Source organism: Arthrobacter sp. TJ-266 (assembly GCF_058269115.1).
The window spans coordinates 167637-191397 of the sequence record NZ_JBZCNC010000002.1 but is presented as its reverse complement, the minus strand read 5'-3'; the positions used below and the strand labels follow the sequence as shown (position 1 = coordinate 191397).

Annotated in this window: 19 protein-coding genes; 15 read left to right on the top strand and 4 right to left on the bottom strand. The window is 67.5% G+C overall.

Features of this window, described 5'->3' with window-relative positions; translation table 11 throughout:
* The first annotated feature begins 182 nt into the window (after window positions 1–182).
* Both AC4D12_RS05660 and AC4D12_RS05655 read left to right on the top strand, forming a co-directional pair.
* Window positions 183–1187 (top strand): hypothetical protein, encoded by a 1005-nt coding sequence (locus AC4D12_RS05660; RefSeq protein ID WP_490948946.1) that lies wholly within the window; start codon window positions 183–185, stop codon window positions 1185–1187.
* Window positions 1188–1705: 518 nt separating this feature from the next.
* Window positions 1706–3301, top strand: coding sequence for a putative bifunctional diguanylate cyclase/phosphodiesterase (locus AC4D12_RS05655; protein ID WP_490948945.1), 1596 nt, complete (start codon window positions 1706–1708; stop codon window positions 3299–3301).
* Between the two features lie 140 nt (window positions 3302–3441).
* Here the strand turns inward: AC4D12_RS05655 and AC4D12_RS05650 are convergent, their stop codons facing one another.
* Entirely contained in the window at window positions 3442–4548 is a 1107-nt protein-coding gene (locus AC4D12_RS05650) for a branched-chain amino acid aminotransferase (RefSeq protein WP_490948944.1), read from the bottom strand.
* 116 nt (window positions 4549–4664) lie between these two features.
* Complete coding sequence (locus tag AC4D12_RS05645; RefSeq protein ID WP_490948943.1) at window positions 4665–5729, bottom strand: 3-isopropylmalate dehydrogenase; 1065 nt, start codon at window positions 5727–5729, stop codon at window positions 4665–4667.
* Between the two features lie 112 nt (window positions 5730–5841).
* Here AC4D12_RS05645 and AC4D12_RS05640 point away from each other — a divergent pair, with 112 nt between their 5' ends.
* The 6 genes from AC4D12_RS05640 (at window position 5842) to AC4D12_RS05615 (ending at window position 14003) form a co-directional block, all read left to right on the top strand.
* Window positions 5842–7044 carry a sensor histidine kinase gene (locus AC4D12_RS05640; protein WP_490948942.1) on the top strand — a complete coding sequence of 401 codons (1203 nt, stop codon included), beginning with the start codon at window positions 5842–5844 and terminating at the stop codon, window positions 7042–7044.
* A gap of 130 nt (window positions 7045–7174) precedes the next feature.
* Entirely contained in the window at window positions 7175–7912 is a 738-nt protein-coding gene (locus tag AC4D12_RS05635; RefSeq protein WP_490949489.1) for a response regulator, read from the top strand.
* 107 nt (window positions 7913–8019) lie between these two features.
* Window positions 8020–8880, top strand: coding sequence for an ABC transporter ATP-binding protein (locus tag AC4D12_RS05630; RefSeq protein WP_490948941.1), 861 nt, complete (start codon window positions 8020–8022; stop codon window positions 8878–8880).
* A gap of 1 nt (window position 8881) precedes the next feature.
* Window positions 8882–11581, top strand: a complete 2700-nt coding sequence (locus tag AC4D12_RS05625) for an FtsX-like permease family protein (protein WP_490948940.1) — start codon at window positions 8882–8884, stop codon at window positions 11579–11581.
* A 128-nt stretch (window positions 11582–11709) separates the two neighbouring features.
* Complete coding sequence (locus tag AC4D12_RS05620) at window positions 11710–13458, top strand: ATP-binding protein (protein ID WP_490948939.1); 1749 nt, start codon at window positions 11710–11712, stop codon at window positions 13456–13458.
* On the top strand, window positions 13455–14003 hold the full coding sequence (locus tag AC4D12_RS05615) for a hypothetical protein (RefSeq protein WP_490948938.1): 549 nt from the start codon (window positions 13455–13457) through the stop codon (window positions 14001–14003). The genes AC4D12_RS05620 and AC4D12_RS05615 overlap by 4 nt, the downstream gene beginning before the upstream one ends.
* Before the next feature lie 20 nt (window positions 14004–14023).
* Here the strand turns inward: AC4D12_RS05615 and metG are convergent, their stop codons facing one another.
* The gene (gene metG, locus AC4D12_RS05610) at window positions 14024–15598 is read right to left on the bottom strand and encodes a methionine--tRNA ligase (protein ID WP_490948937.1); all 1575 of its coding nucleotides are present in this window, start codon (window positions 15596–15598) and stop codon (window positions 14024–14026) included.
* A 746-nt stretch (window positions 15599–16344) separates the two neighbouring features.
* Here metG and AC4D12_RS05605 point away from each other — a divergent pair.
* The 3 genes from AC4D12_RS05605 (at window position 16345) to AC4D12_RS05595 (ending at window position 18779) form a co-directional block, all read left to right on the top strand.
* The gene (locus tag AC4D12_RS05605) at window positions 16345–16740 is read left to right on the top strand and encodes a hypothetical protein (RefSeq protein ID WP_490948936.1); all 396 of its coding nucleotides are present in this window, start codon (window positions 16345–16347) and stop codon (window positions 16738–16740) included.
* A gap of 423 nt (window positions 16741–17163) precedes the next feature.
* On the top strand, window positions 17164–18135 hold the full coding sequence (locus tag AC4D12_RS05600) for an NAD(P)/FAD-dependent oxidoreductase (protein ID WP_490948935.1): 972 nt from the start codon (window positions 17164–17166) through the stop codon (window positions 18133–18135).
* Window positions 18132–18779, top strand: a complete 648-nt coding sequence (locus AC4D12_RS05595) for a class I SAM-dependent methyltransferase (RefSeq protein WP_490948934.1) — start codon at window positions 18132–18134, stop codon at window positions 18777–18779. Before AC4D12_RS05600 ends, AC4D12_RS05595 begins: the two co-directional genes overlap by 4 nt.
* Before the next feature lie 73 nt (window positions 18780–18852).
* Here AC4D12_RS05595 and AC4D12_RS05590 read toward each other — a convergent pair whose 3' ends face one another.
* The gene (locus AC4D12_RS05590; protein ID WP_490948933.1) at window positions 18853–19431 is read right to left on the bottom strand and encodes a helix-turn-helix domain-containing protein; all 579 of its coding nucleotides are present in this window, start codon (window positions 19429–19431) and stop codon (window positions 18853–18855) included.
* 343 nt (window positions 19432–19774) lie between these two features.
* Here AC4D12_RS05590 and AC4D12_RS05585 point away from each other — a divergent pair, with 343 nt between their 5' ends.
* The 4 genes from AC4D12_RS05585 (at window position 19775) to AC4D12_RS05570 (ending at window position 23752) form a co-directional block, all read left to right on the top strand.
* The gene (locus tag AC4D12_RS05585; RefSeq protein ID WP_490948932.1) at window positions 19775–20617 is read left to right on the top strand and encodes an alpha/beta fold hydrolase; all 843 of its coding nucleotides are present in this window, start codon (window positions 19775–19777) and stop codon (window positions 20615–20617) included.
* A 215-nt stretch (window positions 20618–20832) separates the two neighbouring features.
* A complete protein-coding gene (locus AC4D12_RS05580) occupies window positions 20833–22473 on the top strand; it encodes an MFS transporter (RefSeq protein WP_490948931.1) in 1641 nt (546 codons plus the stop codon).
* Window positions 22474–22884: 411 nt separating this feature from the next.
* Complete coding sequence (locus tag AC4D12_RS05575) at window positions 22885–23211, top strand: PadR family transcriptional regulator (protein WP_490948930.1); 327 nt, start codon at window positions 22885–22887, stop codon at window positions 23209–23211.
* Window positions 23204–23752 (top strand): hypothetical protein, encoded by a 549-nt coding sequence (locus AC4D12_RS05570; RefSeq protein ID WP_490948929.1) that lies wholly within the window; start codon window positions 23204–23206, stop codon window positions 23750–23752. Before AC4D12_RS05575 ends, AC4D12_RS05570 begins: the two co-directional genes overlap by 8 nt.
* Window positions 23753–23761 lie beyond the last annotated feature (9 nt).

The window sequence follows — 23761 nt, the reverse complement described above, 5'->3', positions numbered from 1 at the left end:
CAAGCGGCTCGGAATTCATCGTAAGCCACACCAGTCACTTTGGTAACATTCTTCGGAAAAACTTTAAAGATCTTCTGTGCGTCGTTGTGGGCGCGTGGCAAAGGACAGAGGATGTTCGGGTCAGGGTCTCCCAGCGAAAGCGGCACATGCACATGACTCGCGGTGGTAATTCCGGAGAACGGATGATGCTTGAGTTCCGCGCTCGCGAAGCGTGGGCCCAGCGAAACTACTCGGCGGCGCAGGAACTGGCAGAACTTTGGGCAGCATCCTCGCTCGCCGACCAGGAGGAGGAGAGCTGGTGGAATGCGTCCTACCTGCGGGCAGAAGCGCTGAGGAAGCAAGGAAAGATGCTGGAGTCCAAGGACGGGGCCGATGAACTCGCGATGCACGCTCTGACTCAACACTCCACAGCACTCCGGGCTCGCGTCCTCACCTTGCGCGCGTTCGCTCTGCAGGGAAGCGGTGACCTGAAGCAGGCCATCCGGGAAGCTCGGTCGGCCGTCGGCGAGACCCAGCAACTGCCTGATCATCGTGAGATCGCGATCGAAGCTCAGAATGCCCTGATCGCCGCCCTGGCCGAGAGCGGGTCCCTCGAAGATGCCTGGCAGGAGTGCCTCGTCCTCGACGAGCACCTCGCGGGGGACCCGGAGAACACCTACGCAGGTCAGTCCTACTGGGCCATCGGCAACGTGGCCTTTCTTCTCAAGCGAATCGACGACGCAGTCTCGTATCATCGCCGTGCGGCAGAAAGATTGTCACCCAGCAATGATCTGGACCTGTGGGCACGGTTCAATCGCGGATCGGCAGACTTTCGCCTCGCTGCTGGTGTGCTTGATCCCGAGACCCTCGAGTGTATCGAGCGGGCGGAGATGGCGAGCTCGATCGTGGGAGGAACAGCGAGGGACCAGGTCGAGCTGCGTCTCATCAGGGCCCACTGGCTGGTCCTCACAGGACAATTCGACTCCGCCCTCCCCAGCCTCGAGGACATCGTCCGCCAGGAGGACCTGCTCGCCCTGCACACCGCCGCGCAGGCCCATTTCCTCCTCGGGCAGGCTTTGATGTCGACGCACCGCGACCTTGAGGCCGTCGCGCAGCTGGCCAGAAGTGAGGAACTGTTCGTCGAGTCGGGGGCCGAGGACAGGGCCTCCACGGCCAGGACCCTCATCCGCAGCATCGAACGGGTCTGACTCGACGGATCCCGGCCCCCGAACGGATCGTCAAGGGTAGGGCGAGAGCGGTTCGATCGGTTGCGGCGACGATCCTGACGTAGAATCGTGAGCAGGCCCCGGTCGGGCCGGGCGTTTTCCCCCATTACTCCCGCCCCGACCGGGGCTCCTTCGTGCGCGGTCCACGGAGCCCGGCCGGGTGGTGACCGATCCGCGGTCACGGGCTGCCTGCACCTATGCCTACCTTGAGCAGATCCTGCGCAGCCAGGCCGTCGTCCACCCTCGCACCCGGTGCTACTGTTTTTCCCGTCAGGGAACCGATGGCGTACAACGCCGCGCATCCCTCCGATGATCTACTGAGTCCATCTCGCCACTGGGCCCACACCACGTCTTCGTCGGCGAACGCTCGGAGGGGGATCCATGGCGCGAGTACTGCCGTTGTCGACATGCCGGGCCCGCGCCATCGTCGCCGCGACGAGCTTCGCCGGTCGTGGCCCGTCCGCCCGGCTCGCGGACACCCGGAATGTACTCTGAGAGCGATGAGCACCGACCACAAGGATCCCCGCCTCGCTCTGCTCGTGGAGAGCATCGTGCGGTTGTCGCGCGGTGAACTGAGCAGCCGCATCGAGCCCTCCAGCGCTCGCGACGAGGTCGACGCGGTGATCACCGGCGTCAACCTTCTCGCCGAGGAGCTCGAGCAGGTCTACGAGCAGTTCGAGAAGCGCGTGGAGAGCCGGACCGCGATGCTGAGACAGGCACACCTCGACATGATGAAGATGGCCATGTCCGATGCCCTGACAGGACTGGCCAACAGGGTTGCACTCATGGACGGCATCGAGGAAGCCCTCGCTCAGGCAGGAGCAGGGGCCGCTCCCCCAGCGCTGCTCCTGCTGGATCTCGACAGCTTCAAGAACGTGAACGACCGCTTCGGGCACGACGCCGGGGACCGGGTGCTGCAGGAGGTCGCGACGCGCCTGAACAGCGTGGTGCGCGAGAGCGACCTCGTGGCACGACTGGGTGGCGACGAGTTCGCGATCCTCCTGCCCGAGGCGACGATGGACGTTGCCATGCAGGTGGCCCGCCGCGCCCTGGAGGTCCTCGGCGAGCAGATACGGCTCGACTCGCTCTACGTGCACTCGCGGGCGAGTATCGGCGTGCGGCTCGGCGCCGCCGGCCAGACCGCCGAGGAGCTGCTCCTCGATGCCGACACCGCCATGTATGCCGCCAAGCGCGAGGGGCGGAGCATCATCAAGGTGTTCGAGCCCGTCATGCTGTACTCGCGGCAGCTCCGTAGCCAGATGGCGACCGAGCTGCGCGGCGCCATCAGCTCCGACGAGCTGGTACTCCATTACCAGCCGGTCGTGGACCTCGCGACCAACCGGATCCTCGGGGTCGAGGTGCTGGTGCGCTGGCAGCACCCGCTCCGGGGGCTCATCCCGCCCGACACCTTCATCCCCCTGGCTGAAGAGATCGGTGTCATCCATGACCTCGACCGGTGGGTGATGTCGGCGTCCCTCCGGCAGCTCGCTCGGTGGCGCAAGTCGCACCCGCTCGATCAGGACTTCCAGTTACGCGTGAACCTCTCGGCGGTCGAACTGAAGCAGCTCGACCTCGTGGACCACATCCGGACGCTCCTGAGGGAACTCGACCTTCCCGCGCAGAACCTGGTGGTCGAGATCACGGAGACCGCGATCGTGACGCGGGGTGAGGTGGAGATGTATTCGCTGCTCAGCCTCAAGCAGTTGGGCGTCGGGATCGAGATCGACGATTTCGGGACGGGATACTCCTCGATCAGCTATCTGCGCGAACTGCCCGTGAGCATGGTCAAGGTGGACCGTTCACTACTCGTGGAGCTCAACAGCAAGCCCGGTCAACTCGACTTCGTCGCCGCGATCCTCCAACTGATCCGCGCCGCCGGACTCGAGGCCGTGTTCGAGGGCATCGAGACCCGTGAGCAGGCCGACCAGCTGCGCGCTCTCGGCTGCGCGAGCGGTCAGGGCTACTACTTCAGCCGCCCGCTGCCCGCGGAGGAGATCGGGGCACTCCTCGCGACCACCCGCTTCCTCCGCGTCGAGGAGATCCCCGGGGGAAGTGCCGACGCGGAGGGCACGACCGCCGGGGCCATCGCCCCCTGACCCCTGCTCGATGCAGCCGAGCCGCTCGATCCGGACCGGCTCGTCCTGTCAGCCCTGTCCGGACCGCCTCGCACGGCCGGGAGAGCCGGGCTCACTGGCACAGGGGCTCGGCACGGCCCGGCCCCACTGCCCGCGGACGATCAGGCGAGGCGCGTCAGCCAGCCATGGGTGTCCTCGACCGTGCCGGTCTGGATCCCGAGCAGCTGACTCCGGATCCCCATGGTGACCTCACCCACCGGCGCGTCGGCCGCACCGATGAACTCATCGCCGTCGCGCAGCCTGCCGATGGGGGTGATGACCGCAGCGGTGCCGCAGGCGAACACCTCGGTGATGTCGCCGCTCGCCACGCCCTCGCGCCATTCGTCGAGGGTGATCTTCCGCTCGCTGACACGCAGTCCGCGATCCTGCCCGAGCTGGATGATGGAGGACCGCGTGATGCCCTCGAGGATGGTCCCGGACAGTGCAGGGGTCACGAGCGACCCGTCGCGGAACACGAAGAAGACGTTCATGCCGCCGAGCTCCTCGACGGCGTTGTCGTTGAACTGGTCGAGGAACAGGACCTGCTTGCACCCGTGCGCCTCCGCCTCGAGCTGCGCGGCGAGGGAGGATGCGTAATTGCCGCCCGCCTTCGCAGCTCCCGTGCCACCGCGACCCGCGCGGGCGTAGGTGCGCGACACCCAGATGTCCACGGGCCGGACGGCACCGCCGAAGTAGTTGCCCGCGGGTGAGGCGATGACGCGGTAGGAGACCTCCCGTGCCGGGCGCACCCCGAGGAACGCCTCGGTCGCGATCATGAACGGCCGGAGGTACAGGCTCTCGCCGTCGCCTGAGGGGATCCACTCCTGGTCCGCCACCACGAGCTGCCGGAGGGACTCGAGGAAGAGCTCCTCGGGGAGCTGCGGCAGGGCCAGGCGCGCCGCCGAGCGGTTGAGCCGCGCGGCGTTGGCCGTCGCGCGGAACGTCCACACCGAACCGTCGGCGTGCCGGTAGGCCTTCATCCCCTCGAAGATCTCCTGGCCGTAGTGCAGCACGGCGGCGGCGGGGTCGAGGGCGATGGGGCCGTAGGGTTCCAGCCGGGCGCTGTGCCAACCCCCCACCCCGGACTCGTCGACGCTGAAGTCGACGATCGCGGTGTGGTCGGTGAAGAAGTTACCGAAACCCGGATCGGCCAGCACGGCAGCCCGGTGCTCGGCGGTGGCCCGCTGCGTCGAGAGGTGCTGGGCGAAGTGGGTGTCGGTCGCTGTCATGGGTCCTCCGCGGTGGTCCGGGCCGCGCCGGCAGCCGCCGTCGTCCCGCTGGTGAAAGGTGGTGGAAATGGTGATCCGCCGCCGCCAGGGCGCCGGATCAGTGAACTGTCACCACCTTAGGACACGGCGGCGGCGATGGCATCGCCCACCGCGGAGGTGCTGCGCGGCGCGTCGATGAGCGTCGCGCGGGCCGCGATGTCCGCCTCGACCGCGGTCTCTATGCGCCGTGCCTCGGCGTCGAGCCCCAGGTGCTGCAGGAGGAGCGCCGCCGAGAGGATGGCCGCCGTGGGGTCCGCGATCTGCCGGCCCGCGATGTCCGGTGCCGAGCCGTGCACGGGTTCGAACATCGAGGGCGCCGTGCGGTCCATGTTCAGGTTGGCCGACGCCGCGAGGCCGATGCCCCCGCTGACGGCGGCGGCGAGGTCGGTGACGATGTCCCCGAAGAGGTTGTCGGTCACGATCACGTCGAAGCGGGAGGGGTCCGTGACGAGGAAGATCATGGCGGCGTCCACGTGGAGGTAGTCGTGCACGACGTCCGGGAACTCGAGCGCGACGGCCTCCACCGTCCGCTTCCACAGGTGCCCCGCGTACACGAGGACGTTGTGCTTGTGGACGAGCGTGAGCTTCTTCCGGCGCGCAGCTGCTCGGACGAAGGCGTCGCGGACGACGCGCTCCACGCCGTGCGCCGTGTTCAGCGACACCTCGGTGGCCACCTCGTGGGGCGTGCCCGCGCGCAGGGTACCGCCGTTCCCCGTGTACGGACCCTCCGTACCCTCGCGCACCACCAGGAAGTCGATGGTGCCGGGGTCGCCGAGCGGGCTCGGCACCCCGGGGTAGAGCTTCGAGGGGCGGAGGTTGACGTAGTGGTCGAGGGAGAAGCGGAGCTTGAGCAGGAACTCGCGCTCGATCAGGCCCGAGGGGATCCGCGTGTCCCCCGGGGCCGCCCCGACGGCGCCGAACAGGATGGCGTCGTGGCGGCGGAGACGCGCGAGCGTCTCGTCCGGGAGGGTCTCGCCGGTGGTGAGCCAGTGCTCTGCGCCGAGGTCGTAGTGCGTGAGGGCGAGGTCCACGGCCTCCCCGACGACGGCCCGGAGGACCTTCACGGCTTCGGCGGTGACTTCGGGGCCGACTCCGTCTCCGGGGATGACGGCGAGATCGAGGTGGCGGGGAGCAGCGGTCATGGAGCCAGCGTAGGAAGCGGGCCCGACGGCGCGACAATCGGTCCGAGGAGTGAGACATCTCCACCCGCGGTCGGATGTGCCGCGCTGAGCCGCGGTCCTAGAGTTGGTACACATGGACCTCCACCTGCGTCTGGCGCACTGGTTCCGCGCGCATCCGAGTTCCATCGACGCGGGGCTGGCCGTCGCGCTCGCCGTCGCGCTCGTCCTTCCCTACGTCTTCCTCGCCGTCTCCTCGGACGCGACGGCCTTCATCGTCTCGGCCGTGCTCGTCGCCCCTCTCGCGTGGCGCCGGTCGCACGTCCTCCCGTCCGCGGGTGTCGTCGCAGGGTTCTCCGTCCTCCAGCTGGTCCTCGGGATCGACCCCGTGCCGGCCCAGTTCGTCATCCTCATCACGCTCTACACGCTCGCCGCGCACGGTCCCCGCTGGGCCAGCCTCGGTGGGCTCACCCTCGCGGCCGTCGGTGGGGCCGTGGGCCTCGTGCGCTTCGGCAGCCTGCTCGGAGTGGGCGAGGGTTCGGTGCTCACCGTGGTGCCGGTGTTCCTCATCCTGCTCTTCCTCGTCGAGGCGCTCGTGCTCCTCGCCTGGACCACGGGGGACCTCGCTCGCTCCCGCCGTCTGACCTACCAGGCGCTCGAGGACAGGACGCGGCGTCTCGAGGTGGAGCGGCAGCAGGAGCGGGATCTCGCCGCAGCCGACGAGCGCAGCCATATCGCCCGGGAGATGCACGACATCGTGGCGCACTCGCTCTCGGTGATCATCACGCAGGCCGACGGCGCGCGGTACGCCAGCGCGCGCGCACCGGAGGTCGCCGTGCAGACCCTCGGCACCATCGCCGACACCGGGCGGGGGTCGCTGCGCGAGATGCGGCGGCTGCTCGGCGTGCTGCGGGGCGACGAGACCGCCTCCACGCGCCCGCTCCCCACGCTCGCGGACGTCGACGGCCTCATCCAGTCGGTCCGCAGGTCCGGCGTCAGGGTCGCGTGCCACAGGATCGGGGCACCCCGGCGGGCCCTGCCGCTCGGCGCCGAACTCACCGCCTACCGCGTGGTCCAGGAGTCGCTGACGAACGTCCTCAAGCACGCGGGTGCGGACACCACCACGGAGGTGACGCTCGACTACGGTGCAAGGGGCCTCACCATCATGATCGACGACGACGGCCGCGGTGCAGCGCCGGATCCCGCGACCGCCGGAGCGGGTCAGGGCATCACCGGAATGATGGAGCGCGTGCGGCTGTACGACGGTACCGTCACCGCCGCACCACGTGCGGGCGGTGGCTACCAGGTGAAGGCCTTCATCCCGTACACGCAGGCGTAACACCGACTCCGCAGCATCATCTGCAGCAGCACGACACCCAGACCACCAGCAGGAACGCACACGCCGGTCGCGCGACCGGGGACAGGAGCAGAACCACGTGAGCACACCCGGGGACAGCAGCGGCACGGGCATCAGCGACCCGCGGACGGATCGGCCGGCGGAAGCTCCGGCGGGCGACCGGCCGATCCGTGTCGCCATCGTGGACGACCAGCACCTCGTGCGCAGCGGGTTCGCCATGCTCATCACGTCCCAGCCGGACCTCGACGTGGTGTGCGAGGCCTCGAACGGCGAGGAGGCCGTACGGGCGCTCGCGGCCACACGGGCCGACGTCGTCATGATGGACGTCCGCATGCCGGGCATGGACGGCATCGAGGCGACCCGGCGCATCCTGGCGCCCTTCACCTCGGGCACCGGCGCGGGGGCGGCCGGTCCGCGCATCGTGGTGCTGACCACCTTCGACCTGGACGAGTACGCGCTGTCCGCCATTCACGCGGGCGCGAGCGGATTCCTGCTGAAGGACGCTCCGCCCGAGGAACTGCTCGACGCCATCCGGACGGTGCACCGCGGGGACGCCGTGATCGCCCCCTCGACCACCCGGCGCCTGCTGGATCACGTGGCACCGCTGCTCCGCCAACCGTCCGAGACCCAGAGCATCCACGCCGCCGCCGTGCAGCGGCTGACCGTGCGCGAGCGCGAGGTGTTCGAGCTGATCGCCCAGGGGCTCTCCAACCCGGAGATCGCCGTGACGCTGTTCCTGTCCGAGGCGACGATCAAGACGCACGTCAGCCACATCCTCGCGAAGCTCGAGGCACGGGACCGGGTGCAGGCCGTGGTGATGGCCTACGAGACCGGCGTCGTCCGTCCTTGACCGCCTGCGGGGGATGAGACGAGCTCATCCCCCGGTATGAGGTGCTTGCCGGGAACCCCGGACCAGGCGCTGATCCGTGGAACGCGGCGCGTGGATACCGTCGAGATATGACCACCACGAACCTCACCCCCGAGCCGCGCGGCTCGCACTCCGGCGGCTTCCAGCCGCTCGACACCGGCACCGGCACCGCCTCTGACACCCCCTCTGACACCCCCTCCGGCACCGGCACCGACGGCAGGGCCTCGGAGCCGGCCGTCGCCGCCATCGCCATCTCGAAGACCTACGGACACGGCGGCACGGCCGTCCGGGCGCTCGCGAACGTGTCCGTGGAGTTCGAGCGCGGACGCTTCACCGCCATCATGGGTCCGTCCGGTTCGGGGAAGTCCACCCTCATGCACTGCCTCGCAGGGCTCGACGGCGTCGATTCCGGCTCCGTGCGGATCGGCGGCACCGACATCACGGGCCTCGGCGACGCCGCCCTCACCCGGCTGCGGCGCGAGCGCGTCGGCTTCGTCTTCCAGGGCTTCAACCTGGTGCCGACCCTGACCGCGGAGCAGAACATCACCCTCCCCGTGGCCCTGGCCGGAGCAACGGTGGACCGGGACTGGCTGCAGCAGATCTGCACCACGCTCGGACTCACGGACCGCCTCTCGCACCGCCCCCACGAGCTCTCCGGCGGGCAGCAGCAGCGCGTCGCCGTCGCCCGCGCCCTCCTGACCCGCCCCGACGTCGTCTTCGGTGACGAACCCACGGGCAACCTCGACACCGCCACGGGGGCCGAGGTCCTCTCGCTCCTGCGCCGCAGCAGCCGCGAGATGGGCCAGAGCATCATCATGGTCACGCACGATCCCGTGGCGGCGTCCTACGCCGACCGCGTGGTGCTCCTCAAGGACGGCGCGCTCGTCGGCGCGCTCCCGCAGTCCTCCCCCGACGCCATCGCCGGCGCACTCGCGCAGCTGGGAGCCTGACGTGCTGCAGGTCGCCCTGGCGCAGGTCCGCGTCCACTCCCGGCGGTTCGTCGCCGTCGGCCTCGCCGTGATGCTCGGCGTGGCCTTCCTCTCCGCCACCCTGATGGTCAACGCCACCACACGTGCGAGCCTCGGCGCGAGCATAGGGTCCTCCTACGCGAAGGCGGACCTCGTGGTCACCGGCGAGGGAGGCCAGTACGTCCCGTCCGACGCCGTCGAACGGCTGCGTGCCGTTCCCGGCGTCTCCACCGCCCATCCGTACGACCGCGTCTACACGCAGCTCACCAGCGGATCCGAGACCTCGATGGCGGTGCTCACGTCCACCGCCCCGTCGGAACTGGAGACGGCCGTCGTCACCGGCGGGTCCTACCCCACCGGCCCCTCCGACGTGGCCCTCGACGAGGACTCGGCGGCCCGGCTGGGCGTCGCGCCCGGTGACACCGTCGCGATCGACGACGGCGGATTCGGCCCGTCCGGCACGTCGACGCCCGACGCGGGGGCCGGCTCCCCCACGGACGCACTGACCGTCACCGGGGTGTTCGAGCCGAACGCCGACCCGTCGCTGTCCGCGTCCGTCCAGGTCCTCGCATCGCCCGCGCTCGTGCAGACGCTCGCCGGAACCGGAACCGGAACCGGTAACGGTTCCGTGAACGTGCAGCTGGTGCTCTCGCCGGGCGCGGACATCGCCGCCGTCACGGCCGAGGTCGCCTCGGCGCTGGGGAGTCCGGCCGCCTCGGCCGATGCGTCCGCGCAAGATGCCTCCGGTGACGCCGCGAGCACGGACGGCGCCGACGCGTCCGAGGTGGCACTCTCGGTGCGGACCCCCGCCGAGCAGACCGTCGACGACGTGGCACGGCTCTCCGGCGGCACCGACGTCCTGACCGGGATCCTGCTGGCGTTCGCCGCCGTGGCCGTGATCGTCGCCGGTCTGGTCATCTCCAACACCTTCGCGGTCCTCGTGGCCCAGCGCACCCGCGAACTCGCCCTGCTGCGGTGCATCGGCGCCGACCGGCGCCAGATCCGCACCTCGGTCCTCGTGGAGGCGGCGATCGTGGGGCTCGTGTCCGCCGCCGTGGGCGTTCTGCTCGCGGTGGGCCTCATGACGGGCCTCGTCGCCCTCGCGCGGCAGACCTCGTTCGGCAGCTTCGCGGTGCTCGCCGTCCCGGCCTCCGCCGTCGTCACGGGCATCGCCGTGGGTGTGGGCATGACGCTCCTCGCGGCGCTCGTGCCCGCTCGGGCCGCGACACGGGTGGCGCCGCTGGCGGCCCTCCGTCCCGCGGACCCGGTCGCGGCAGGCAGCAGGAGCGGCCGTGTCCGCCTCGTCGCAGGGCTGGCCGCCCTCGTGCTCGGCGGCGGACTGCTCGCGTTCGGCGCGGCCACCGTGTCGATCCTGCCGGCGATGGCCGGCGGCGCGGTCTCCTTCCTCGGCGTCGTGCTGCTGGCACCGTTCTTCGTGCCCGCGAGCGTCGCCTTCGTGGGACGCCTCGCGCGCCCCCTCGGCGTTCCCGGAAACCTCGCGTCCGTCAATGCCGTGCGGAACCCCGCGCGCACCACGGCGTCGTCGGCCGCGCTGATCGTCGGGGTCACGCTGGTGACGATGATGATGGTCGGCGCGCAGACCGCGCGCACCACCTTCGACCGCGAGCTGGCCGAGAACTACGCCGTGGATCTCGAGGTGGCGGGTACGGGTTCGGCGGCAGCCGCGTCCGGGGCACCCGCCACGACGGTCGACGCTCCCACCCTGCTGGCGGTGGACGGCGTCCTGAAGGCCGTGGAACTCACCCCGGTGATGCTCACGAGCGCGGACGACGGCGGGCAGCTCGTGTTCGCCGTGGATCCCGACGAGGTGGCGGGCGTGCTGCGCTCGCAGGGCGTCGAGCTCGTGGACGGCATGGTGCTGGCGCCGCAGACCTGGACCGACGAGGAGGTCACCCTCGAGGGTGCGGACGGACCGGCCACGGTGCCGGTGACGGTGACCGATGCCGCGTTCTTCCGGCCGCTCATCACCGAGGCCACGGCTGCGGATCTCGGCGGGACGCCCGCGGACGCGCTCGGCACCTACCTCGGTGCAGACCCGGCCGCGCCTGCCGGATCCGCCGACGCCGGTGTACTCGACGGTCTCGAGGGCACCACGCTGGCCGCCTACGTGGGCCCCACCTTCTGGCTGCAGCTCGACGACGGCCTGGATGCCGCAGCCGTCGTGGACGTGCAGTCGCGCATCGTCGACGCGACGGGACTCTCGGAGTACCAGGTCACCGGTGCGGCCATCGAGCGCGTGGCCTACAACCAGATCATCGACGTGATGCTGCTGATCGTGGTCGCGCTGCTCGCCGTGGCCGTCCTCATCGCCCTCATCGGGGTGGCCAACACGCTCTCGCTGTCCGTGCTCGAGCGACGCCGCGAGAATTCGCTGCTGCGGGCCCTCGGCCTCACCCGGGGGCAGTTGCGGGGCACGCTGGCCGTGGAGGCGGTGCTCATCTCGGGCGTCGCCGCGCTGCTCGGCTCGGTCCTCGGTGTCCTGTACGGGTGGCTCGGGGCGCAGTCGGCCCTGGGCGGCATCGCGGCGGTCACGCCGTCGGTCCCTCTGGGGCAGGTGGGCGCCGTGCTGGCGGTGGCCGTCGCAGCCGGGCTCCTCGCCTCGGTGCTCCCGGCCCGCAGGGCGGCGCGGCTCTCGCCGGTCGCCGGCCTGGCGAGCGACTGACGTTCGACGGGCGTGCACACGACCGCCGAGTCGCCCTGACAAGCGCGGGAATGCGCGCGGCGGGTCAGGATCGGTCGGGCGCCCGGCAGTTATCATGGGCTTCGCAGCTCGAGGCCGGAGAGGACGCCGTGGCGGAGGACGAAGCAGCAGGAACGCCCGGGGGCGCACTCGCGGTCATCGCGTGCGCTTCCGCGCGCGACCGCGCCACGCTCGCGGCTCCTTTGACAGCGGGCGGACTCCAGACCCTGCCCGCGGCGGACACGCCCGCCCTGCTCGAGGACGTCCTGGCTTCCCGGCCGGACGTCCTGATCGTGGATCTGGACCTGGCCCGGGGTTACGCCGCGTCGGCGGCGGGCATGATCGCCGATCACCCCGAGCTCGCAAGCCTGCCCGTGCTGCTGGTGCTCCCCGAGGGCGGCGTGGGGCCCCTCCCGCCCTCCATGGCCCCGTACGTCTCCGACGTCGTCTTCCGACCCGTCAGGGACGCGGAGCTGCTCCACCGCACCCTGGCCGCCATCAGCCGACGACGCCGCCACCGGGCGCAGCGCGACGCAACGGCCGTGCTGCGGGGTTCCATGCGCGACATCTCCGCCGGTATCCGCGCGACCAACGACCCGACGGTGATGACGGAGCAGTTCCTCTCGGGGGTGGGCAGGACGCTCGGAGCACACCACGCAGCGCTCGAGGTGTTCGAGGACGAGCGGGTCGCCGCGCGCGGCAGCGCCTGGACCGCAGCGTCAGGGCACGCAGGGCTCGGCGTCCCCCGGAAGGATCACCGACCGGAGGACCTCGCGCTGGCCCTCGGCCTGTGGGAGCGGTCGATCGTCGCCGCGTTCAGCAGCGCGGACCCGGATGAGACGGAGGCGATCTCCGTCGAAGGCGCGTCGAGCAAGGTGGCGGTACCACCCTGGATCACGGACTCTCTCGCGGGCTCCGGGGGCGTCAGCGGTGTGGTCCTCGCGCTCGGTGAGGGCGACACGCCGTTCGGCCTCCTCTGGCTGGTCAGCGAGGCGCCCTCGACCCTCGGCTGGTCGGCGGTCGAGGCGTCGCTGACCCAGCACGTGCTCGGCAACCTCGCCCACGGCCTCATCCAGGCGCAGCTCATCTCCCGGCAGCAGCAGGCGGTGCGGAAGCTGCGCGCGCTCAATCAGGCGAAGACCGACTTCGTGGGCAGCGTGAACCACGAGCTGAGGACGCCGCTGGCCTCGATCACCGGGTACCTGGAGATGATCCTCGACGGGCTCGGCGGTGAGCTGCCGGCGGAGGCGCAGACCATGCTGCGGGCCGTGGAGCGCAACACGGCCAAGCTGAACCAGTTGATCGAGAACATCTCATCGCTCTCCACGGAGCGGACGGACACGTCGGAGCACGGTCCCGTGGACCTCGCGCACCTCGTGGCGGACATGACGCGCTCCCTCGAGACGGAGGCCGCCGACGCCGGCGTCCGTCTCGCGTGCTCCGTACCGGACCGCGCCGTCGTGGTGGCCGGGAGCCGGGAGGAGCTCGCAGCAGCTCTCGGGATCGTCCTCTCGAACGCCCTGAAGTTCAGCCGGCCCGACGGCGAGATCATCACCGAGCTCGCCGTGGAGCCCGCCGGCTCCGGCGTCACGCTGCTCGTCACGGACACCGGGATCGGGATCCCGCCGGACGACCTCCCCCGCCTCTTCGACCCGTTCGAGCGTGCGGCCAACACCCAGCAGGTGCTGCCCGGTGCGGGCGTGGGCCTCGCGGTGGCACGCCGGACCCTCGAGGCGCACCATGGCACCATCTCCATCACCTCCGAACTCGGCGAAGGCACGACCGTCGCCATCACACTGCCCCTGCTCGACCACGCGGCCGTCGGACCGCCCGAAGCCCCTTGGACGGAGACACCATGACGGATGCCTCGCCGCACCCCTCCCTCATCCCGGTCGCCCAGCTGGACCTCGACACCCTGCTGCCGTACCTGGACGTACACCTCGTGGGCGCCACCAACGGGGTCCGGCTGTTCGAGGCCGCACGTGGATCCTGGGCCGGGACGCCCCACGAGCAGGACTTCGACCGGCTTGCACACGAGATCGGCGAGGAACGCGCGTTCCTCAAGGGCCTCATCAAAGCCCTCGGCCACCGACCGAGCCTGCTGAAGATGACCCTCGCCCACGGCGCGTCCGTGGTCGCGCGGTTCGATCCGCTCAATCCGGCGCGGCGCAGGACCACGGGAGGGGCGCAGCTCGAGCTCGAGGCCCTGCAGTCGCTCCTCAAGGGCAAGGAGGCACTGTGGTCCACCCTGCTGGCGCTCGTGCCGTCGTCGTCGGTGGGCCCGCAGGACGCCGTGCTGAACCGTACAGCCCTCGTGCGGCTGCTCGACGCGTCCAAACAGCAGCAGGACACCGTGGCGCGTGTCATGACGGAGACGGCGGGCGCCCGCTTCCTGCGCCGCTGAGAGCCCGCGCGGTGCCGGGGTCAGGCCTCCGTCGGCTCCTCGTACTTCGGGAACACCGGCGTCGGCGCGGGCAGGGGCGTGCCGGGCTCGATCGCGACGCCGAGCGCGCTGAAGAGGCGGCGGGCGTCGTCGGGCCCCGTGCCCTGACCGAGTGCGGAGAGGATCTCGCCGGAGCTGGTCGGCATGACCGGCTGGGCGAGGACCGCGACCACCCGCAGGACCTCGAGCGTGATGTACAGCACCGTGTTCATGCGTTCCGGGTCCGTCTTGCGGAGCACCCAGGGCTGTTGGTCCGCGAAGTAGGCGTTGGTGTCCCCGAGGACCGTCCATACCGCCTCGAGCGCACGGGAGAACTCCTGGCGGTCGTAGGCTGCCCGGCTGAGCTCGAGGAGCGCGTGCGCCTGGTCGAGGATCTGCGTGTCCGCCGCGGCGTACTCCCCCGGCCGCGGGACCGCCCCGTCGCAGTTCTTGGCCACCATGGACAGCGAGCGCTGTGCCAGGTTGCCGAAGTTGTTCGCGAGGTCCGCGTTCATGCGGCCCACCACGGCCTCGTGGCTGTACGAGCCGTCCGCGCCGAAGGGCACCTCGCGGAGGAGGAAGAACCGCACCTGGTCGAGGCCGTACTGGTCCACCCAGTCCGCCGGTGCCACGGTGTTGCCCAGCGACTTCGACATCTTCACGCCACGGTTGTGCAGGAAGCCGTGGATCATGACGCGCTTCGGTACCTCGAGCCCGGCGGACATGAGGAAGGCCGGCCAGTAGATGGCGTGGAACCGGGAGATGTCCTTCCCGATGACGTGCACGTCGGCGGGCCAGAACCTCCGGAAGCGCTCGGACGCGGTGTCGGGGTAGCCGACGCCGGTCAGGTAGTTGGTCAGCGCATCCACCCAGACGTACATCACGTGCTTCGGATTCCCCGGAACCGGGACGCCCCAGTCGAAGGTGGTGCGGCTGATCGAGAGGTCCTCGAGGCCCCGCGTGACGAACGAGATGACCTCGTTGAACCGCGATTGCGGCGCACCGAACTCCGGGTGCGCCTCGTAGAGGTCGAGCAGTCTCTGCTGGTAGGCGGACAGGCGGAAGAAGTAGCTCTCCTCCTCCGTCCAGGTGACCTCGGTGTCGGTCTCCTTCGCATAGCGCACGCCGTCGTCGCGCACCTCGGTCTCGTCCTCGCCCCAGAACGCCTCGTCCCGCACCGAGTACCAGCCCGCGTACTTGTCGAGGTAGATGTCCCCGTTGGCCTCCATGCGCTTCCAGATCTCGGTCGCGGCGGCGTAGTGGTCCTCGTCGGTGGTGCGGATGAAGCGGTCGTAGGAGGTCCCGACGACGTCGTTCATCTCCTGGAACGCCCGCGCGTTGCGGGTCGCCAGCTCCCGCACGGGGATGCCCTCGCGGTCCGCCGCCTGCTGCATCTTGAGCCCGTGCTCGTCGGTTCCCGTGAGGTACATGACGTCGTACCCGTCGAGGCGCTTGAAGCGCGCCATCGCGTCCACGGCGAGCGTCTCGTAGGCATGCCCGATGTGCGGCTCACCGTTCGGGTAGGAGATGGCGGTGGTGATGTAGAACGACGGCGCTGCGTCGGGGGCGGGAGTCACCCTACGAAATTACCCCGGCGGGCGCGCATTTGCCCAAGCGTCACCCGCCCCCCTCGACTCCCGCCGGCGTCCGACCAGGCACTAGGTGAGGGTCCGGCGCTGTACACCTGTCCCTCACGCGCGGCGCGCAGGCACGGTCCGTCGTCGAACGGGTACCGGATCTCGTCCATGAGTTGAGCTTGCTCATTGCTGCTCGCGACCGTTGCCTTGGTTCGTGCGCGCAAGAGCGTGATCCCGCACAGGGTCTCCTGGCCGGGAGAGGAGAGAGTGTCACCGGCTAGCTTCACAAGCCCATCGAGGAACTCGTTCACATCAGAGCTCTCTGGCACCATGTCCTGCAACAGCCCTGGAAGAGACAGTTCCTCGAGAACAACTTGATCGCTCAGAACACTCCACCTTCCACCCCGGCCACCGATGGTCACCGATGGCCGACCTGAACGATCACGCTACCGGCGCCTGAGGCGAAGCGCGACAGTCAGGCAAACCCACCAACCGATGTACATCACACCGAAGCTGCTCACCACCACCGACACCGCCTGCTTGAGCTTGTCAAGGCAGGCCCTTCTACTGCATCACTGCCGCATCACGTGCGGACTCACCCAGCAACCCAGAGCATCGTGAGCAACAAGCATTGCGAACACGCCCGTGACGAATCAATACTCGGCAGCATGCCTAGCCCTCGGGAACCCTCACTGATCAGTTCCATCACACGGGGGCTAGCGGCAGGCGTTGCCGGAACGGTGGTCATGGCCGCCTTCCAAAAATTCGTCGAGATGCCTCTCACTGAACGGAAGACCAGCTACGCGCCCGCGGATCTCGCCGAGCACATCCTGCCCGTCCACCCTCAGACGCAACGGGGACGCGACCAGCTGAACTGGTGTACCCACTTCGGCCTCGGCACCATGTGGGGATCAGCGTATGGAATCGCAGCTCACGCGGGCCTTCGTGGTGCCAAAGCCGTCGCGGTCGTGTTCCCAGTGGTCTACACCGGGGATGTACTGCTCAACACCGCCCTGGGAATCTACAAACCCGGCACCTGGACCACACAGGACTGGGCCGTGGATACCATCAACAAATATGTGCAGGCCACAGCAACCGGTGTTTTGTACGACCACGTTTTCCGACATTTCAACCGTCGATAAGCCACCAACGCGCTTGAAGCGGCTGTGTAGCAAACGCATAGGCACACAAACGGTCGGAGCTGACCAATGGCATGGAACGGTGGTGCGGCTCCTGACCACATGTGCACGGCACCAGGTCCGAGGCTTCGCTGCTCGGTCCGCACACATCTGGACAGCAGGAACCAGAGAGCCCGTCCGCACACACCCGATTCGTCACCGAACCGGTAGCTCACCTAGGGCGGGCGGTGGCTATGCACAGCCTCCTCCCAGAGTGGTCGCGCACAGCAGGAGCCGGTCCGGCTTAGGGCTAGTAGGACCAACAGTGGGAATAGAGCCACGAGGGTTGGAGTCGGCCTCGGCTGGTCTTGAATGCATCAGGGGGACCGAACCCTGATCCTCGATGGGTCCTGATTTGCGAGACTGCAAAAATCTTTCACTCTCAGGATGAGTGAGCTCCATTCTTACGGCATGACAAGCAACCAGGTATGGGACGTGATCGTTGTCGGCGGCGGATCGGCAGGATTGAGCGGTGCGCTCACTCTCGTACGGGCTCGTCGCCGTGTACTTGTTCTTGATACTGGGCAACCGCGGAATAGGTTCACGCATCACATGCATGCCGTTCTCGGTCGGGATGGCACATCTCCTGCCGTGTTGCTGGCCGATGGGCGCCGCGAGGTCGAGCAATACGGTGGCGTGATCCGTTCCGGTGTCGTTCATAGCATCAGCAGCCTTGCAGTGGATTTCCAGATCAGCACCGATAACGGTATGGAGACAGCTCGCCGGGTGCTCGTCGCCACCGGTGGGCGGGACGAGCTTCCTGACGTAGAGGGCCTCGAGCGGTTCTGGGGACGCGGTGTAGCGATGTGCCCTTATTGCGACGCCTATGAGGTGCGTGATCAGGCGATCGGCATCCTCGCTACTGGGCCTGGAAGTGTCTTCCAGGCCCAGCTGCTCAGACAGTGGAGCGAGAAGATCGTCTACCTGACGAACGGACTCGAAGCGCCGATGGACGAGGATCGGAAGGACTTCGAGGCACGCGGCATCGACATCGTTGAAGGTGCTGTCGCGCATGTGAGTGCGGGCAATGATGGAACGCTGTCCGGGGTGAACATGGTCGATGGTCGACACATCAGTGCGGCGGCCATCTTCACCGCACCCCGACTCATTCCCGCCGATCACTTCCTGCAGGAACTGCAGCCGGCGAAGGTCCCCATGCCCGGCGGGGAATTCCTGCAGCTCGACGGCACTGGGCAGACGAGCATCCCGGGGATCTGGGCTGCAGGGAACGTCGCCAACCCTTATGCGAATGTCCCCATCTCGATCGGGGCAGCTGCCGCTGCGGCCGGGGCAATCAACCACAGTCTTGTCCTCGACGACATTGCGGCCGCGCGGCAGACACAGGATGTCCGGGTATGAACACCACGAACGGATCCGAGAGCGAACGCTTCTGGGAAACACACTACGCACGAAGCAACCCACCATCGGGGACTCCTGACCCCAACGACGCTTTCGTCACGATCATCAATGAATTCGCGCCTGACCACGGGCAGAGGCACGCATTGGAGCTGGGCTCCGGACGCGGGGGCGATGCGCTGTGGCTGGCCGGACAAGGGTGGGCCGTAACAGCGACTGACGCATCAGCCACTGCTGCTCGCCGCCTCAATGATCTTGCCCAGCGGACGCTTACCGCTGGTTCCGTGAACGCGGTCCAGGCCGATCTGGCGTCAGTCATACCCGCCGGCGAGTTCGATCTCGTCTTTGGCTGCTATTTCCAGTCACCGGTCAACATTGACCGCAACGCCATCATTGGCCGCGCAGCGCAGCAGATCCGCCGTGGCGGACTGCTCATCATCATCGACCACGCCTCCTCAGCGCCCTGGTCATGGAATCAGGACGCCACATACCCAACCGTGGAGCAGACCCATGCCGGGATAGGCCTGGATCAAGGCTGGCAGTCCCTGACTGTCACCGCCCGGACCCGCACCGCGCTCTCACCCGCTGATGGAGTGACGCAGGCGGCGGTCACGGAAAACATCGTGGTCCTGCGCCGCGAAGCTTGAGTCATGCCTTGTCCGCAATGACAGAGCAGAAAGGCACGTGCTCTGTCGTTACCGGCGACTGCACGGCTTGGATTCACTTCGAAGTAACGGCCAGGTGGGTGCGTTCTCCCTGTGCACCCATCAGGGTGATGACTTCGGCCGGTTGCTTCGTCGCGCTACCGATCCAGTGCGGGGTCCGTGTATCGAACTGTGCCGCCTCACCGGGCCCGAGCAGGAACTCCTCGGCGCCGAGAAATAGCCTGACCTTTCCGTTGAGCACATACAGCCATTCGTAGCCCTCGTGGGTCTGACGCTTCAGCGTCGATTCCTTGCCTAACGGCGGGTACACGATCTTGTATGCCTGGATACCGCCGGGACGTCGGGCCAGGGGAATGAAGGTCAGGCCGGAGTGCCGCACAGGACGTAGGTGAATCCGCGGATCCCCCGTCAGAGGAGCCGCGACAAGATCATCCAATGGCAAATTGAACGCCCTCGCCAACGGAAGCAACTGCTCCAACGTCGGCCGTAGCTTCCCGGTCTCGAGCCGGGACAAAGTACTCGTCGCAAGCCCTGACTCCTCCGCCAGCGCGACAAGCGTGAACCGGTGCGCTTTCCTCAGCTCTCGCAACCTCGGTCCGACTGCTGACAGTACGTCCATCTCATCGCTGGTCACCACCTCATAATGCGGATCAGCAAATAAATTTGCAAGTACGGATGCTCTCGACTGACGCTGTGACACGGAGGTAAACATGACCACATCGGTTCCACCATCAGCTGTCCGTTCCTACCGCATATGTAAGATCCAGGCGCTGCTCGTAGCCCTCGCTCTCACATCTGCAGGATGCTCAACTACCAACACATCACCCGAATCCGCTGCCACGTCGACATCCTCGTCGCAGTCGCAGTCGGCGAACCCGACCGGATCCTCACCGGCAGGTTCTGATTCTGCGACGAAGGACGATGAAGAGTTCAACCGGACCTTCCGTCATGGAACAGCTCAGGTTGAGGATGTGAACATGCACTACGTCACTGGCGGAACAGGGGAACCACTGGTCCTGCTGCACGGGTGGCCGCAGTCCTGGTACGCGTGGCACACGATCATGCCGGCCCTGGCGGAGCACTACACCGTGTATGCCGTCGATCTGCCAGGGCTCGGTGACAGTGAGGGATCGCCCCCGAGCTACGACAAGGCGACCCTCGCGAAGTACGTTCACGGCCTCATCACTGATGAGCTTGGCCTGGAGAAGGTTCACCTGGCAGGGCACGACCTCGGTGCCGGCGTGGGATACCAGTACGCCGCACAGTTCCCCGACGACGTCATGCGATACGCGCACCTGGACTACCCACTCCCCGGCCCGGCCCTCAGCGCACAGGACTTCCGGTCCTTCAGTTGGCACTTGTCCTTCCACGACCAGAAAGAGATTCCGGAAGCTGTCGTCGGCAACGACGTGCGCGACTACATCGAACTCTTCACCGGATACGTGGCTTACGGCGGAGAGAGCTTCGGCGGCACGGGCGCACCATCGCCCTTCACCGATCAACAGTTGGACGAGTTCGCCCGGACCTACACCACGCCCGAAGCGCTCACCGGCGGCTTCGAGTTGTACAGGACGCTGGAACAGGACGAACGCGACAACACAGCCTCGACCCCGATCAACATGCCCACGATGCTCCTCACAGCCGAAGGGGTCCTGCCCTCAACTCGTGCAACTGTTGAGCCGCTCATGACGCAACTCGTCCGAGCCGTCGAAGTACCCGGATCCGGTCACTGGCTCCCCGAAGAGAACCCGGACTTCGTCACAGAGGAACTGCTGACCTTCTTCGGAGCATCAAGCACCCAAAACGATACCCAGCAGTAAAAGCACTCTGCAGTACAAGCGCCTTGATGATCGCCGCGCTCTGCAGGGTCACTCGTGGATGAAGCCTGAACTGGTGACGTCACGAAACGCAGAGCCGCACAGCCCGGTTCGTCAGCGCATCAGATTCCATACGCATTCACGTCACTCCGTGGCCCAGCGTCCCGCCGGATGCCCGGGCCACGGAGCGCCCTTCGTATCAGCAGATCTCCCCTCACATGGAAACCACCGTCAGGAGCGGGCTCCCCAACGACCGGACACACATCTCGTCGGGCATCGTCCCCTGCTTGACCCCTCTCTCAAGGCACTTCCCCCTGCTCGTCCCCCATGGCAGCAGGGAAGCACGCAACCTGTCGTACTGCGTGCACCCAACCTGCTTCAGCACTTCAGCGAACGGAACACACACTGTGAGCACCACCGCACCCCCTCACATCGACGACGTCACACACCCGCGCCGCTGGATTGCACTAGCTGTGATCTCCATGGCGTCCTTGATGGTCGTTCTGGACGCCTCCGTCGTGAACATTGCTCTTCCGCAGGCGCAGGAGGACCTCAACCTGACAACGGCTAACCGGCACTGGGTGATCACCGCCTACACCCTCACCTTCGGCGGTCTGTTGCTCCTCGGTGGGCGCGTCGCGGACTTCGTCGGACATAAACGCGTGTTCCTCGGGGCCCTCATCGGATTCACTCTCGCGTCAGCACTCGGCGGGCTCGCCGCAACCGACCTCACGTTGTTCGCCGCCCGCGCACTACAGGGTCTCTTCGCCGCAGCCCTCGCCCCCGCAGCCCTATCGCTGATCGCGACAACCTTCACCAACCCGCGAGAACTGGCCAAAGCATTCGGCGTCTACGGAGCCATCCAGGGAGCTGGTGGCGCCATCGGCCTCATCCTCGGCGGTCTCCTCACCGAGTACCTGGGCTGGAGATGGTGCCTGTTCATCAACATCCCCATCGCTGTGACCACGCTCCTCGCCGCCATCCCAACGCTGCGAGAAAGCAAAGCAACAGGCACGCGTACCTATGACATCCCCGGCGCCGTGCTGGTCACCCTCGGAGCCAGCGCACTCGTCCTGGGCTTCACCTCCGCTGCCGAAGACCAGGAATGGGCCGCCCCACAGACGCTGATTCCCATCGTTCTCTCACTCGCTCTCTTCGTAGCCTTCGTGGTCGTCGAACGACGAGTCACCGCCCCACTGCTCCCCCTACGACTCCTCCTCGACCGCGATCGTGGGGGCGCGTTCGCCCTGTCCTCCCTCGTCGGAGCAGGGATGTTCGGGCTGCTTCTTTTCCTCGCCTACTACTTACAGACAACGCTCGGCATGACGCCCCTGCAGACCGGACTGGCTTTCCTACCCTTCAGCGCCGGCATCATCATCAGCGCCATGGTCTCCTCGACGCTGCTTCCCCGAGTCGGAGCCAAACCTCTGCTCGTAGGCGGAGCGATCATCGCCACCATCGGCACCATCCTCCTCACCCTCATCAACGAAGAGTCCACCTGGCTCTCAGGCGTCCTCCCCGGGGAGATCGTCACCGGCCTCGGCCTCGGTCTCGTCTTCGTTCCACTCAACGCTGTCGCCCTCAACCGAGTTCACTCCGACGACGTAGGTATCACCAGCGCCATCGTCAACACGACCCAGCAGCTAGGCGGCGCCCTAGGCACGGCATTGCTCAGCACAGTCTTCGCGATGACCATCGCTACAGTCACAACTAGTACAGACGTCTTGTCCGGCTACCGTGCCGTCTTCATCGGCGCGGCAGTCCTCTTCGGTTCAAGCGCCCTCATCGCAGCCCTTCTCATGCGAAGCGCACCAAGAACAGGAACACCGTCAAGAACCAGCACAACATCCCAAACGTAGAAGGGACGTCACGACAGCTTGTCCGACTCCAACCACGACCCGTACCAGGCGTCTAGAAGAACCAAACCTTCCCGAGACACCTGCAGAGGTCCGTCGTCGGGCGACCACTCCGCCGTGATTCCAACGCTTTCGTTGTCCTGGAAACTTGTCTCGTCGTGTTTCGTCTCGGAAGTCCTCACCTTTGCGTCTACCCGATTCGGCCGTTTCCTCCTGACGTCCTCACCTCGATGAATAGGCTCCGCGACCGCGAGATCCTCAAGCGATTCTTGGATGGTGAGGGGTGTGGTTGAGGACCGCTTCTGCTGCGTCGCGCAGACTCGTCTTGTGTGCGCGGGCGTGCGCACGAAGGTGCTCGAAGGTGCTCGAAGGCTTCGTTCGTGTCGACGCTAGAGACGTGACAAGCGCAGCAGGATGCGCAGCTCACGCGGGCAGCTTTTGCCCCTGCTGACGCTCACCCTGATTGCGGACGAGGAGTCCTACGGCTATCAGCTCATCGAACGTCTGGCGGATCTCGGTCTCGAGGTGACGACCGGGCTGATGTACCCGCTGCTGAGCAGGCTTGAACGGGATGGTCTGGTCAGTACCCGGATGGTTCCGTCGACGAGCGGACCACCTCGGAAATACTTCGCCCTGACGCCGGCCGGCCATCCGGCAACGGAATCCGTGAAGCACCAGTGGCAGGTCGTTCTTGCCGCCGTTCACGCCGCTACCGAGAAGGAGCACACATCTCATGTCTGACACCACGTCCGGAACGACGAGAACGCGACCCCGTTCGATCAGTGACCGGCTGCAGGCCGAGGCATACCTGACTCGACTCGACTGGCACCTGGAAGCAGTCATGCCGGGCAAGGAACGCAGATCAACGGTCAAAGAGCTCCGACAGAGCTTGGCCAGCGATCCCCGGGACATGACCACCAGCCTTCGCGACCTAGGCTCGCCGAAAGCACTCGCTGACCAGTACGGCGCCGATGCGCGCCGCAGACCCCTGTGGTCCATCGGCGTCATCTCCGCCGGCGCGGCCCTGCTCGTCTACTGGACGGTGTTCCTGTCTTATGTGTTCGGGATGCTCGCCGCGGTAGAGTCCACCGGCTCCGCCGAAGCAGACGCCACGTTCTTCACCATCAAGGTCACTGCATTCTCCAGCGACGAAGCCTTCGGCATCGGCTGGACCAGCGACTGGGCCTGGCTTATCGTCCCCACGGTCATCGCTGCTCTCGCCTTCCTCCTCGGGGCCAGAGGCTGGCGCCGGGTGACATCTCCAGAGGGCCTGACGAGCTAGTCGCCGGCT

Bases quoted from the DNA above. Each gene is read 5' to 3' on its own strand.
- AC4D12_RS05660 (WP_490948946.1), top strand. From the start codon at position 183: ATGATGCTTGAGTTCCGCGCTCGCGAAGCGTGGGCCCAGCGAAACTAC.
- AC4D12_RS05655 (WP_490948945.1), top strand. From the start codon at position 1,706: ATGAGCACCGACCACAAGGATCCCCGCCTCGCTCTGCTCGTGGAGAGC.
- AC4D12_RS05650 (WP_490948944.1), bottom strand. From the start codon at position 4,548: ATGACAGCGACCGACACCCACTTCGCCCAGCACCTCTCGACGCAGCGG.
- AC4D12_RS05645 (WP_490948943.1), bottom strand. From the start codon at position 5,729: ATGACCGCTGCTCCCCGCCACCTCGATCTCGCCGTCATCCCCGGAGAC.
- AC4D12_RS05640 (WP_490948942.1), top strand. From the start codon at position 5,842: ATGGACCTCCACCTGCGTCTGGCGCACTGGTTCCGCGCGCATCCGAGT.
- AC4D12_RS05630 (WP_490948941.1), top strand. From the start codon at position 8,020: ATGACCACCACGAACCTCACCCCCGAGCCGCGCGGCTCGCACTCCGGC.
- AC4D12_RS05615 (WP_490948938.1), top strand. From the start codon at position 13,455: ATGACGGATGCCTCGCCGCACCCCTCCCTCATCCCGGTCGCCCAGCTG.
- AC4D12_RS05605 (WP_490948936.1), top strand. From the start codon at position 16,345: ATGGCCGCCTTCCAAAAATTCGTCGAGATGCCTCTCACTGAACGGAAG.
- AC4D12_RS05600 (WP_490948935.1), top strand. From the start codon at position 17,164: ATGAGTGAGCTCCATTCTTACGGCATGACAAGCAACCAGGTATGGGAC.
- AC4D12_RS05595 (WP_490948934.1), top strand. From the start codon at position 18,132: ATGAACACCACGAACGGATCCGAGAGCGAACGCTTCTGGGAAACACAC.
- AC4D12_RS05585 (WP_490948932.1), top strand. From the start codon at position 19,775: ATGCACTACGTCACTGGCGGAACAGGGGAACCACTGGTCCTGCTGCAC.
- AC4D12_RS05580 (WP_490948931.1), top strand. From the start codon at position 20,833: ATGGAAACCACCGTCAGGAGCGGGCTCCCCAACGACCGGACACACATC.
- AC4D12_RS05575 (WP_490948930.1), top strand. From the start codon at position 22,885: ATGCGCAGCTCACGCGGGCAGCTTTTGCCCCTGCTGACGCTCACCCTG.
- AC4D12_RS05570 (WP_490948929.1), top strand. From the start codon at position 23,204: ATGTCTGACACCACGTCCGGAACGACGAGAACGCGACCCCGTTCGATC.